This is a genomic window from Methylobacterium sp. WL7 (assembly GCF_008040085.1).
Classification (GTDB): domain Bacteria; phylum Pseudomonadota; class Alphaproteobacteria; order Rhizobiales; family Beijerinckiaceae; genus Methylobacterium; species Methylobacterium mesophilicum.
This window is the reverse complement of sequence record NZ_VRVG01000153.1, coordinates 1-12,114: the sequence shown is the minus strand read 5'-3', so window position 1 is coordinate 12,114 and position 12,114 is coordinate 1. Positions and strand designations below refer to the sequence as shown.

Sequence of the window (12,114 nt, the reverse complement as noted above, 5' to 3'; positions counted from 1 at the left end):
CCGCCCATGACCCCCACCCGCGCCGGCCTGCTGGCCCTGTTCCTGACCCTGGTCCTCGACCAGGCCTCCAAGCTTGGGCTCTATTTCGGCACCGACCTCGTGCTGACCCAGCCCTGGCGGCTGGCGCCGTTCGCCGACTTCGTGGTGGTCTGGAATCGCGGCGTCTCCTACGGGCTGTTCCAGCAGGAGAGCGGCGCCGGGCGCTGGTTCCTGGTGATCCTGTCGCTCGCCGCCGCGCTCGGCCTCGGCATCTGGATGACCCGGGCCGGGTCGCGGCTGCTCGCCGTGGCGCTGGGGCTGATCGTCGGCGGCGCGCTCGGCAACGCCATCGACCGGGCGGCCTACGGGGCGGTGTTCGACTTCGTCCACCTGCATGCCGGCGGCTGGTCCTGGTACGTGTTCAACGTGGCCGACGCGGCGATCGTCGCCGGGGTGATCGGGCTGGTCCTCGACAGCCTGAGCCCAGCCGGGCGCGGTACGTCCAAGGATCCGGCCAAGACCGGCCCGGCCCGGACCGATACGGCCCCTCGCCTATGATTCGCGCAACACACAGGCCCCAGTTGCCTCAAGGCTCTGGTGCGATGCGGTCAAGGCGCCATACGATCGCCGGAAACCGGTCCCACCCCGGGACCTGTCGGATCAGGCCGCGTGGCGGCCATCCCCGCGCCGGATTTCCGGCCGGAACCCGTGAGGCAGCATGACCGGGCATCGCAGGCTTCGTCTCATCCTCTCCGCCGCGGTCGCGTTGGCGCCGCTGCTGGCCGGCGGCGCGCAGGCGCAGGAGCGCGGCGAGTTCATGCGCGACGCGCTCTCCGGCATCGGCCTCCTGGAGAAGCGCCAGGACCCGATCGACTATCACGAGCGCCCGCCGCTGGTGATGCCGCCCAAGCTCGACGGCAAGGTCCTGCCGCAGCCCCGGGCCCGCTCCACCAGCACCGCCTGGCCCAAGGATCCCGAGATCGTCGAGCGCGAGCGCGCGGCTGCCGAGCGGCGGCGCCCGGTGGGCAACCAGGCACGCGGCCGCTACGACGACAACAACGCCACCCTGTCGGTGGACGAGATCCGCAACGGCCGCCGCGCCGGGGCGAGCGTCACCACCGAGGCCGAGCGCAAGCCGGGCGACACCAACCGCGACGACAGCCTGCTCAGCCCGTTCGACCTGCTGAAGGGCAAGAGCGCCAACGCCGAGCCCTCGGATGTCGAGCCGGCCCGGGACATCCTGACCGATCCGCCCACCGGCTACCGGCAATCTCCGAAGAAGCTGGCCCAGCCGCCGTCGCGGGACCCGATCAACAACGCCAGCCGCGAGCGCGACGAGGCCGACCCCCGGGCCTACCAGCGCCAGCGGGCCCAGCAGTAACCATCAGGCTGTGGCGCCGTTGCAACGGCGGCCCGGCATGGCAACATGACATGTCTGTCCCGGTACGGCTCTTGCCGGCCGGAGACGAGGACGGCCCCGATCCACGCGGGCGTTCCGGTCAGGGGCGTCGCCGGCACGGGGCCGGCAAAAGGAAAGCGGAATGCACCTGTTCAGGAAGGCGACGCCCACCCTCTTCCCGCCGCGTCCGGGCTCGCCCTACGGCGGCAGCGCCGGCCGGGGCGAGGCCGCGCCGTTCGGGCGTTCCGAGGCGGGCGGACCCGAAGTCACGGCCTTCACCCTCGACAACGGCCTCGACGTGGTGGTGGTGCCCGATCACCGGGCCCCCGTCGCGACCCACATGATCTGGTATCGCAACGGCTCGGCCGATGATCCGTTGGGCCAGTCGGGCATCGCCCACTTCCTCGAGCACCTGATGTTCAAGGGCACCGAGAAGCACCCGGTGGGGGCCTTCTCGAAGGCGGTCTCGGGCCTCGGCGGCCAGGAGAACGCGTTCACCAGCTACGACTACACCGCCTACTTCCAGCGGGTCGCCCGCGACCATCTCGGCACCATGATGGCGTTCGAGGCCGACCGCATGGGCGGCCTCGTCCTCGACGACGCCGTGGTCGCCCCCGAGCGCGACGTGGTGCTCGAGGAGCGGCGCATGCGGGTCGAGACCGACCCCTCCGCCCAGCTCTCCGAGGCGATGGCCGCCTCGCTGTTCGTGCACCACCCCTACGGAACGCCGATCATCGGCTGGATGCACGAGATCGAGGGCCTGAACCGCGAGCACGCGCTGGCCTATTACAAGCGCTTCTACACCCCCGAGAACGCGATCCTGGTGGTGGCCGGGGACGTGACCCCGGACGAGGTCCGCCGGCTCGCCGACGAGACCTACGGCCGCGTCGCGCCCACCGGCGCCCGGCCCCAGCGCCTGCGCGCCCGCGAGCCCGAGCCCAAGGCCCTGCGCCGGGTCGCGGTCGCCGACCCGAAGGTCGAGCAGCCGACCCTGCAGCGGCTCTACCTGACCCCCTCCTGCATCACCGCCCGCGACGGCGGCTGCCACGACCTCGAGCTGCTCGCCGAGGTGCTGGGCGGCGGCTCGACCTCCTACCTCTACCGCAAGCTGGTCATGGAGACCGGCCTCGCGGTGAATGCCGGCGCCTGGTACATGGGCTCGGCGATCGACGAGACCCGGTTCTCCGTCTACGCGGTGCCGGCCGAGGGCGTCTCCCTGGAGGCGCTGGAGGAGGCCGTGGACAAGATCCTGCGCCGCGCCCCCGCGGAGGCGCTCGGCGCCGAGGCGATCGAGCGGGCCAAGACCCGGCTGGTGGCTGAGACCGTCTACTCCTCCGACAGCCAGTCCTCGCTCGCCCGGATCTACGGTTCCGCGCTGGCGATCGGCGAGACCATCGAGGAGGTCCGCCGCTGGCCGACCGACATCGAGGCGGTCTCGCAGGAGCGCCTCAAGGCCGCCGCCGAGCGCTGGCTGACCCCGTCCCGCTCGGTCACCGGTTACCTGACCAAGGCTCAGGACCCCGACGCCCCGGTCGCGATGGCGGCGGAATAGTTCTTTCGGGCGCGTCCCGGCGGGCGGTTTTTGGCCCCGTCGGGACCTGCATCAGGCCGTGAGCGTCGACCGGCTCCGCCGCCCGTGACACGATGAAAAAGAGGTTCCCATGAGCGTCGCCGAGACCTTTGTCGACACCGCCGCCCCCGAGAATTCCCCCACCACGGCCCTGCCGGTGACGACCGCCGCGGGCATCGAGGCGTGGCACGTCGAATCCCCCGTGGTGCCGATGATCGCGCTGGCCTTCACGTTCGAGGGCGGCGCCGCCCAGGATCCCGCCGGCAAGGCCGGCTGCGCCCAGATGCTGGCCCGGCTCCTCGACGAGGGCGCCGGCGACCTCACCTCCGACGCCTTCCAGGAGCGGCTGGCTGCCCGGGCGATCGAGTTGTCCTTCCATGCCGGCCCCGACGCGGTCGGCGGCTCGCTCAAGATGCTGGTCAAGCACGCCGACGAGGGCATCGCGCTCCTCGCCCTGGCGCTGGCCAAGCCGCGCCTCGACCCGGACGCGATCGAGCGCGTCCGCGGCCAGGTGATCGCCGGACTGCGCTACCAGCAGAACGATCCGGGCGTGCTGGCCTCGCGCCGGTTCTTCAAGGAGGCGTTCGCCGGCCACGCCTATGCCCGGCCCTCTTCGGGCACGGTCGAGAGCGTCGCCACCATCACCCGGGACGACCTTTTGGAGATGCATGCCCGGATCATCGGACGCGGCCGGGTGAAGGTCGCCGCGGTCGGCGCCATCGGGGCCGAGCAGCTGGCCGAGGGCCTGAACCGCGCCTTCGGGGTCCTGCCCGAGGCCGGGGCACTGAAGGCGGTGCCGCGCACCGAGGTGCAGGAACTCGGCAAGCGCATCGTCGTGGACCTCGACGTGCCGCAATCGGTGATCCGCTTCGGCATGGCCGGCGTGCCCTGGCGCGACCCGGACTTCATCCCGGCCTACGTCCTCAACCATATCCTGGGCGGCGGCGCCTTCACCTCGCGGTTGTTCCAGGAGGTGCGCGAGAAGCGCGGGCTGGCCTACTCGGTCGGGACCTCGCTGGTCAGCCACCGCTCGGCCGCGATGACCTGGGGCTACACCGCCACCAAGAACGAGCGCGTCGGCGAGGCTTTGTCGGTGATCGGCGACGAGATCGGCCGGCTGATCACGGATGGCCCCGACGACGACGAGCTGCAGAAGGCCAAGGACTACCTCACCGGCTCCTACGCACTCGGCTTCGACACCTCGACCAAGATCGCCCACCAGCTGGTGCAGATCGCCTTCGAGGAATTGGGCATGGACTACATCGCCCGCCGCAACGCCCTGGTCTCGGCCGTGACCCAGGCCGACATCCGCCGCGCCGCCGCCCGGACTTTTGCGGACGGGAAGATGCTGGTGGTCGCTGCCGGCCGCCCGGTCGGGCTCTGACGGTCGAGGCCGCTTTTTCCGGGCGGCGATCGGGTGCAGAATGCGGTCATGACCGAGCTTCTGGATCGCGCAGTGCAGACCGCCCGCGCACTGTCCTCCGAGATGCAGGACGAGATCGCCCGCATGGTGCTCGCCTATGCGGGCCGGGACGATGCGGTGATCGCGCTGACACCGGACGAAGAGGCCGACCTGATCGAGGCGCAGGCCGAAAGGGCGCGCGGCGACTTCGCGACTGAAGCCGAGGTCGAAGCGGTCCTGTCCAAATACCGCCTTTGACGCTGCGGTTTCAAAGGCGCGCCCTGCAGCAGATCGACCGCGCCCTGGGTTACATCGCGGCGCAATCCCCTTAGGGCGCGGCCAAGGTCGAGGCCCGGCTGACGGCGGTTCTGGCCGTCGTGCGGGATCATCCTCACGCCGGAAGGAAGACCTCGATCCCGGGCGTGCGCCGCGTCTTCCTTACGCCCTACCCCTATCACATCGATGACTTTGCCGATGACGAGGAAATCGTGGTGCAGCGGTTTCGCCACGCCGCCCGCAGGCTTTTGCCGGGTGCGGGGAAGTCGTAACGCTGCGTGACGAAGCGCGTCGATCAGAAAAGGCGCCGGCCGGTCGGGCTCTGAGGTTCAGGCCGCCGCCGGGGCGAGCGGCGCGATCCGCTCGATCTCCGGCCCGATGCTGAGGCTCAGCGTCTCCACCTCGTACTGACGCTGGAGGTTGAGCCAGAACTCTGCGCTCGTGCCGAAATAGCGGCTAAGACGCAGCGCCGTGTCGGTCGAGACTCCGATCTGCTCGGCGGCGATCCGTTCGATCCGGTTCCGCGGGACCCGGCAGGCCCGCGCCACCGTGCCGGCCGACAGGCCGAGGGGAATCAGGAAGTCCTCGCGCAGCACCTCGCCGGGATGCAGCGGCGGCAGGACGGTGTCGGTCTCGTACGCGACGGCCATCGGGTGTCTCCCAGAGGCGTGGGGCATCGCAGTCTACCCCCTTACGCCCACTGCAATCCAGCTTTGCGCTCGCAACGCCGTCGCCCGAACCCCACCTGAGGCGCTTCGGAGCGGGGACCCACACGAAAAGCCATGCAGCTCACCGGCATCCATCACCTCACCGCGGTGACCGCCCGCGCGGCCGAGAACGTGGCGTTCTACACCGGCACGCTCGGCCTGCGGCTGGTGAAGAAGACCGTGAACCAGGACGACGTCTCGGCCTATCACCTGTTCTACGCCGATGGCCTGGCGAGCCCGGGCAGCGACATCACCTTCTTCGACTGGCCGGCGCCCCCCGAGCGGCGCGGGTCGAACAGCATCACCCGCACCCATCTGCGCGTGCCGGGCGAGGGCGCGGTGGCGTGGTGGTACGCGCGCCTGCGTGACGCCGGGGCCGTGGTGGCCGAGCCCGCCCTGCGCGATGGGCGCCTCACCGTCGATTTCGAGGATCCCGAGGGCCAGCGCCTCGCCCTGGTCGATGACGGCGGCACCGGCCCGGAGCATCCCTGGGACGCCTCGCCGGTGCCCGCGGCCTACCAGATTCGCGGGCTGGGCCCGATCCGCCTGTCCGTGCCGGACCCGTCCCGGACGGCCGCCGTGCTGACCGATCTGCTCGGCATGCGCCGGGCGCGCAGTTTCGAGACCGGCGACGGTCCGGTCGAGGTCTACGCCATGGGCCCCGGAGGCCCCGCCGCCGAGGTCCAACTCCTGGCCGATGCGTCGGCGCCGGCGCAGCAAGGTGCGGGCGCGGTCCACCACGTCGCCTTCCGCATCCCCGACGCGGAGTACGGAGCCTGGGCCGACCGGCTGAAGGCCGCCCGGGTCCCGAGCAGCGGGCCGGTGGACCGCTACTACTTCCGCAGCCTGTATTTCCGCGAGCCCAACGGCATCCTGTTCGAGATCGCCACCGACGGGCCGGGCTTCACCGCCGACGAGCCATTGGAGAGCCTCGGCGCGCGCCTCGCCCTGCCGCCGTTCCTGGAGCCGCGCCGCGCTGAGATCGAGGCGGGGCTGAACCCGCTCCGGCCGGTCACCGCCGGTTAAAATATTCGAACGATTCCAGGCGATTCACTTCTTCGGCAGGTGTGATCCTGGCGCGCCTTGACGAGCGTGCTGCAACTGCGAAAGAAGCATCCGATAAGGGGTTCGACGTCCGGATCCCGGCGAGACCGCTCCCGGGGTCCGCCCCCGCAGCCGCGGGGCGGCGGCCGCCCGCCGAACCCCATGCGCCCCGATCCATCGGGGGCGTGGGCCGAGCATCAGAGGATTCGAGGACTGATCCGTCGATGAGCAAGTTCTACGAGGAGCGCGTTCTGTCGGTGCATCACTGGACCGACAACCTGTTCTCGTTCCGCACCACGCGGGATCCGGCGTTCCGGTTCCGCAACGGCGAGTTCACCATGATCGGCCTCGAGGTCGAGGGTCGGCCGCTGCTGCGCGCCTACTCGGTGGTCTCGGCCAACTACGAGGAGGAGCTCGAGTTCTTCTCGATCAAGGTCCAGGATGGTCCGCTGACCTCGAAGCTCCAGCACCTCAAGGTCGGCGACCCGATCATCGTCGGCAAGAAGCCCACCGGCACCCTGGTGCTCGACAACCTGCTGCCGGGCCGCAACCTCTACCTGCTCGGCACCGGCACGGGGCTCGCGCCGTTCCTGTCGATCATCAAGGATCCGGAGACCTACGACCGGTTCGAGAAGGTCGTGCTGGTCCATGGCTGCCGCCAGGTTCAGGAGCTGGCCTACGGCGAGACCATCAACGAGTCCCTGCCCAGGCACGAGTTCCTGGGCGAGATGATCTCGAACCAGCTGATCTACTACCCCACCGTGACCCGCGAGCCGTTCCGCAACCGCGGCCGGATCACCGACCTGATGGTCTCGGGCAAGCTGTTCGCCGATATCGGCCTGCCGGCGATGTCGGTGGAGAACGACCGCTTCATGCTCTGCGGCAGCCCCGACATGATCCGCGACACCCGCGAGCTGCTGAGCAATGGCGGCTACGAGGAAGGCAACCACGGCGAGGGCGGCCACTACGTGATCGAGAAGGCCTTCGTCGAGAAGTAGTTTTTTGGGACTGTGGGTTCAGCCCGGTGCGGTCCGCCGCGCCGGGCTTTTTTGTGCGTCTGTGACGGCGTCCATCGTTGCCCGCTCGCGATGACGGCGCGGCTCGCGAACGCGCTGCCGGCCGGGATCCCGCTACCGCTCCCCCTGCGGCACCGGCGGCACGCCGTCCGCGAAGGGGCCACCGCCGGCGCTGAACAGCTTGCGCAGGAAGCCCGGGGCGATCGCCGAGAGCGGGTTCACGCTCACGTCCGGCGAGGCGAGCTTGCCGGAGACGCGGAAGTTCACCGCGAACAGGCCCTCGTTGTGCCCGCCCCCGAGCAGCGGCCCGAGCAGCGGCAACTGCGAGGCGACGTTGTTGAGACCGTAGAGCGGCACGAAGGTGCCGGTCATGTCCGTGCGCTCCCGGCCGGTATCGAGCCAGCCCGACAGGGTGAAGCCCATCGCGGCGTTCGAGATCGCCGCGTCGCTGAAGTCGACCCGGCTGCCGCTGCGCACGAAGTTGGCCCGCATCCGGTCGAACGTGACGTCGCCGGCCGCCCGGCCCGGGGCGATGCGGCGGCCGCGGACCGTCTCCGCCTCGGAGGGCTCCGGTCCCTGCGCCATGATGCTCGACAGGGCCGGCTCGTTGCGGAGCGAGAAGTCCCGGATCTGGACCACGCCGGCCTGCGGGCCGTCGTTGAGGCCGATCCCGGCGGTGAGGCGCCCGCCATACATCCGCCGGTAGACGTCGACGAAGCGCAGCGTCGCGCCGGCATCGGCCGACTCGACGGCCAGCGTCGGCACGCCGCGCTCGCCCCTTGTGACGCTGGCGGCGAACGCCGCCGCGCGGAAGCGCCCGGTGATGTTGGCCGCCCGCAGGGTCCGGCCGTGCAGCGACAGCCGCAGGTTGGCGTTGGTCAGCGCCTCGTCGTTGAAGCCCGCCACGATCGGCACCTGGATGTCGGCGTCGACATCCTTCGGGTTGGACTCCTTCGCCTCCTTGCCGCCCTTGGCGTCCGGGCCGCCCAGGGATTTGAGGAACGGGCGCGCATCGACCACCGCGCCGCGGACCACGACCTTGTAGCCGTTGCCGGTGCGGTCGAGGCTCACCCGCAGGTCGTCGCCCGGCGACAGCTTGACGTTCGTGAAGTCGGCGCGCTCCAGGCCGCCCTCCGGGCTGATCGTGAGGCTGCCGCGCGCGGAGGCCGGGGCGGCGTCGAGGGCGAAGTCGCGCAGCTCGTAGGTCTGGCCGGCATCCACCAGCGTGAAGCTGAGGCGGCCCGGCTTGCCCGTCGGCTTGGTCAGCCCGGGCACCAGCCCGTCGATGCCGGCCCTGGCGAGATCCGCCTCGACCCGGATCGGCGGCTTGGCCGTTCCCGGGCGCCCGATCGGCACCACGGCGCGAACCGGGATGGTGCCGGACAGCTGCGGCGCGGTCGGCAGGCCCTTCTTGCCGCGCAAGGCCTCGTCGAGGGCCACGGTGACCACCGCCTCGCCGGGCTGGCCGACCTTGGGCTGGCGCATGTCCACCGCGATGGAGGCGCCCGCGACCCGGCCGTCGCCCTTCAGGGTGAAGGCGCCGCGGTCGTACAGCAGGGAGAACCGGCCCGAATCCAGCCGGTCCTTGCCCATCACCTTGTCGACCGAGAGGTCGGAGAGCGTCCCGGACAGGGTCACGGGCAGGCTCGGCAGGTCGGGCACGTGCTTGAGGTCGAGGGGGAAGTCGACGCGCAGGTCGGCATTGCCCTTGATCGTGGCCGGGTCGAGATCGACGCTCATCAGGCTCTTGAACAGCTTCGCCTGGAGCACCGAGGCCATGCCGTCGGCCCCCCCGGTGAGCCGCATGCCGATCTGCGCCACGACCTTGTCCGGCGTGATCTGCGGGATCACGAAGCTGCCGTCGGTGACCGTGAGCCCGCGGCCGTCCGGGCCGTGGATCTCCGCGGTCACGTTGCGCACGGTGGTCGAACGGCCGGTGATGGTCCCGGAGACGTTGCCCTTCACCACCGGCGGCGCGTCGGCGGTGACGTCCAGCGCCGCGTCGGAGACGCGGAAGTCGATATGCACCGCGTCGTCGGGGGCGGGCTCGCCCTTGGTCGCGGCGGCCAGCACGGTGCCGGACATCTTCACGCGGATGTCCACGGCGTCGATCCGGCCGCGCCGCAGCTGGTCCACCAGGTAGGTGCGGGCCGGCGGGGCGATATGCTCCGGCCACAACCGCAGCCCGGTCCGGACCTCGCCGTCATGGCCGAGGATGCGCAGGGTCAGGCCGCCCTCGTCGGCGGCGGTGCCGATCGTGCCGGAGATCACCCCCTGGACGCCCGGAGCCGCCACGTTGAGCGCGTCGATGGCGATGCCGCCGTCGCGGCCGGTGAGCTGCGCGTCGATCGCGTCGATCTTCACCGGCGCGTCTTGCGGGGTCGCGCCGCGCAGGACGGCGTCGCGGCTCGCGAGCGTCGCGGTCCAGGCGGTGGCGGCGTCGGGCGGGCTCTCCGTCCAGGCGCCGGTCAGGTGGACCGCGTTGCCGGCCCCCCGGTAATCCAGGCCGGTCAGCGACATGACCCGGCCGGTCTCGTCCCAGTTCAGGGTCGCGTCCAGGCTCTCGACCGTGACCGGGTTGAAGTCCTTCTCCTCGATCAGGAAGGTGCCGTCGCCGGTATGGACCTTGGCGTTCATGGACGTGATCCGCCCGGCCGTCAGGCTCACGTCGGCGCGGGCCGAGAGCTTGAGGTCGGTGGTCAGCGGCAGGCTCGACTGGCCCGAGAGCAGCAGCAGGTCGGGCACCGGCAGGTCGTCCAGGGTGATCACCCCGGAGCGCGCCTGTGGCTTGCCATCCTGGGCCTCGCCGCCCTCGCGCAGGGAGCCGCCGAAGCGCCACTCGCCGTGGGGACCGTCGAGACGCAACTCGAAGTTGCGAGTTCCGTTCACGGGATCGCGCCCGAACAGCCCGTTGACCCGGGCGAACACCGCGCGCTCGCGGCCGTCGTCGTCGATCAGCCGCAGGCGGGCATCGGTCAGGCGGGCGCGGTCGAGGGCGCCGACGATGCCGCTGGAATCCAGCACCACCCCGAAGATCGAGGCGAGCGTCGCCGAGATCGGCGAGACCTTGCCGCGCGCGTCGTCCACGCTCGGCAGCGTGTGCGGCTCGATGTCGACCGGGTGGTTGGCCTCGGAGGCCGCGAACGCGATCGAGCCGTCCCGGTGCACGAGGGCGGTGGTCTGGGTCTCGCGGAACTCGATCGAGCGCGGCTGCAGGTTGAGGTGCAGGAGGCCCCAGGGGTCGAGGCTGACCACGGCGAGCGGCGCCCGCACCACCAGGTCGCCCTGCGGGTTGCGGATGTCGAGGCCGGAGAAGCGCAGGCTCAGGGCGTTCTCGCGGTCCAGCTCGAGGCTGCTGCCGCGGATGGCGATGCTCCAGCCCGGCCCGATCCGCTCGGCCACCGCGGCTGCGACCCGGCGCGACAGGGCGTCGATCTGCAGCGGGCCGTTGGACAGGCGCAGGGCCGCCAGCCCGATCCCGCCGCCGACGAGCAGCACCAGGGTCAGCGCGCCGACGAGGCAGAACCCGCCCCAGCGTCGCGCCGTCCCCCGAGGCTTGCCTGCCAAGGTCGTCTCGTCCGCCATCGGGACCCTTGTTCCGGGGCTTCGCGCGCGGAACTCCGCGGCCGGTGGATCGAAGCGCGGCCGCGCTTTACAGCGGGCGCGTCTCCGAGTTCTGCTCGGGCGGCGCGACGCAACCTGATGGTGCTGCCGCGCATGGCGGGACTGCACACCATCAATCGGCCGAAAGGAAGGCACGATGCCACTGTCAGAAGGCGATCCGGCCCCCGATTTCGACCTCCCCGCCTCGGGCGGAGGGCGGATCGCCCTGTCGGCGCTCAGGGGTCACAAGATCGTGCTCTACTTCTACCCGAAGGACGACACGAGCGGCTGCACCCTGGAGGCGCAGGACTTCAACGGCCTGCTGCCGGCCTTCGGCGAGACCGACGCGCAGGTGATCGGCCTGTCCCCGGACCCGGTGAAGAGCCACGACAAGTTCTGCGGCAAGTACGGCCTCGCCTTCCCGCTCGCCTCCGACGAGGACAAGGGCGTGCTGGAGGCCTACGGGGTCTGGGTCGAGAAGAGCATGTATGGCCGCAAGTACATGGGCGTGGAGCGCACCACCGTGCTGGTCGACCGGGAGGGGCGCATCGCCCGGATCTGGCCGAAGGTGAAGGTACCCGGCCATGCCGAGGCGGTGCTGGACGCCGCCCGGGCCCTGCCCTGACCGGGTTGGGGCGCGCGGCGCGACGGATCCTTAACCCTAAGCGGGTCTGAATGGCGGCTCCCACGGGGCCGTCCCGATGCATCGCCCGCCGCTTCCGAAGATCCTCGCCGCCGGGCTCGCCCTCGCCCTCGTGTGGGCGCTCGGCGCCTCCTACCTGATCGTGTTCCACGACGACGTGCTGGCCGGCTTCGTGGCCCGTCAGGGGGCGATGCGGGACGCCTACGAGGCCCGGCTCGCCGAGCTGCAGGACCGGCTCGACCGCACGCGCCGCGACCGGGCCGGTGCCGAATCGAGCCTGGCCGAGCGGGTCGCGGCGGCGCTGGAGCGTCAGGCCGAGCTGGAGCGCCGGCAGGCGGCCCTGGCAGATCTCGGATCCCAAAGTCTCGGATCCCCGATTCCCGATCCGCTCACCACCGGCGCCCTGCCGTCGAGGCTCGATGACGGGTTCCGCCTGCGCCCGGCCGAGTCCGGTACGCCGGCCCGGTTCCCGTCC

Annotated in this window: 10 protein-coding genes and 1 pseudogene; 9 read left to right on the top strand and 2 right to left on the bottom strand. The window is 71.2% G+C overall.

Going from position 1 to position 12,114, the window contains the following annotated elements:
- Positions 1-6: 6 nt before the first annotated feature.
- The 5 genes from lspA (at position 7) to FV233_RS25585 (ending at position 4,608) form a co-directional block, all read left to right on the top strand.
- On the top strand, positions 7-537 hold the full coding sequence (gene lspA, locus FV233_RS25605) for a signal peptidase II (RefSeq protein ID WP_147899184.1): 531 nt from the start codon (positions 7-9) through the stop codon (positions 535-537).
- A 160-nt stretch (positions 538-697) separates the two neighbouring features.
- A complete protein-coding gene (locus tag FV233_RS25600; RefSeq protein WP_147857338.1) occupies positions 698-1,360 on the top strand; it encodes a hypothetical protein in 663 nt (220 codons plus the stop codon).
- 160 nt (positions 1,361-1,520) lie between these two features.
- On the top strand, positions 1,521-2,930 hold the full coding sequence (locus FV233_RS25595) for a pitrilysin family protein (protein ID WP_147899183.1): 1,410 nt from the start codon (positions 1,521-1,523) through the stop codon (positions 2,928-2,930).
- A gap of 109 nt (positions 2,931-3,039) precedes the next feature.
- Positions 3,040-4,332: a pitrilysin family protein gene (locus FV233_RS25590; protein WP_147899182.1), complete on the top strand. Its 1,293-nt coding sequence runs from the start codon at positions 3,040-3,042 to the stop codon at positions 4,330-4,332.
- A 48-nt stretch (positions 4,333-4,380) separates the two neighbouring features.
- Positions 4,381-4,608, top strand: coding sequence for a hypothetical protein (locus FV233_RS25585; RefSeq protein ID WP_147899181.1), 228 nt, complete (start codon positions 4,381-4,383; stop codon positions 4,606-4,608).
- A gap of 347 nt (positions 4,609-4,955) precedes the next feature.
- Here FV233_RS25585 and FV233_RS25575 read toward each other — a convergent pair whose 3' ends face one another.
- Positions 4,956-5,276, bottom strand: coding sequence for a HigA family addiction module antitoxin (locus FV233_RS25575; RefSeq protein WP_147899180.1), 321 nt, complete (start codon positions 5,274-5,276; stop codon positions 4,956-4,958).
- 132 nt (positions 5,277-5,408) lie between these two features.
- On the opposite strand from FV233_RS25575, the gene FV233_RS25570 reads away from it, so the two are divergent.
- Both FV233_RS25570 and FV233_RS25565 read left to right on the top strand, forming a co-directional pair.
- Entirely contained in the window at positions 5,409-6,359 is a 951-nt protein-coding gene (locus tag FV233_RS25570; protein ID WP_147899179.1) for a ring-cleaving dioxygenase, read from the top strand.
- A gap of 242 nt (positions 6,360-6,601) precedes the next feature.
- Positions 6,602-7,375: a ferredoxin--NADP reductase gene (locus FV233_RS25565; protein ID WP_147899178.1), complete on the top strand. Its 774-nt coding sequence runs from the start codon at positions 6,602-6,604 to the stop codon at positions 7,373-7,375.
- A 132-nt stretch (positions 7,376-7,507) separates the two neighbouring features.
- Here FV233_RS25565 and FV233_RS25560 read toward each other — a convergent pair whose 3' ends face one another.
- Positions 7,508-10,978 (bottom strand): AsmA-like C-terminal region-containing protein, encoded by a 3,471-nt coding sequence (locus FV233_RS25560; RefSeq protein ID WP_147899177.1) that lies wholly within the window; start codon positions 10,976-10,978, stop codon positions 7,508-7,510.
- Positions 10,979-11,153: 175 nt separating this feature from the next.
- Between FV233_RS25560 and FV233_RS25555 the strand changes: the two genes are divergently transcribed.
- Positions 11,154-11,621, top strand: coding sequence for a peroxiredoxin (locus tag FV233_RS25555; protein ID WP_147857406.1), 468 nt, complete (start codon positions 11,154-11,156; stop codon positions 11,619-11,621).
- Positions 11,622-11,697: 76 nt separating this feature from the next.
- Positions 11,698-12,114 (top strand): annotated as a pseudogene (locus FV233_RS25550) (M23 family peptidase); the annotation flags it as partial.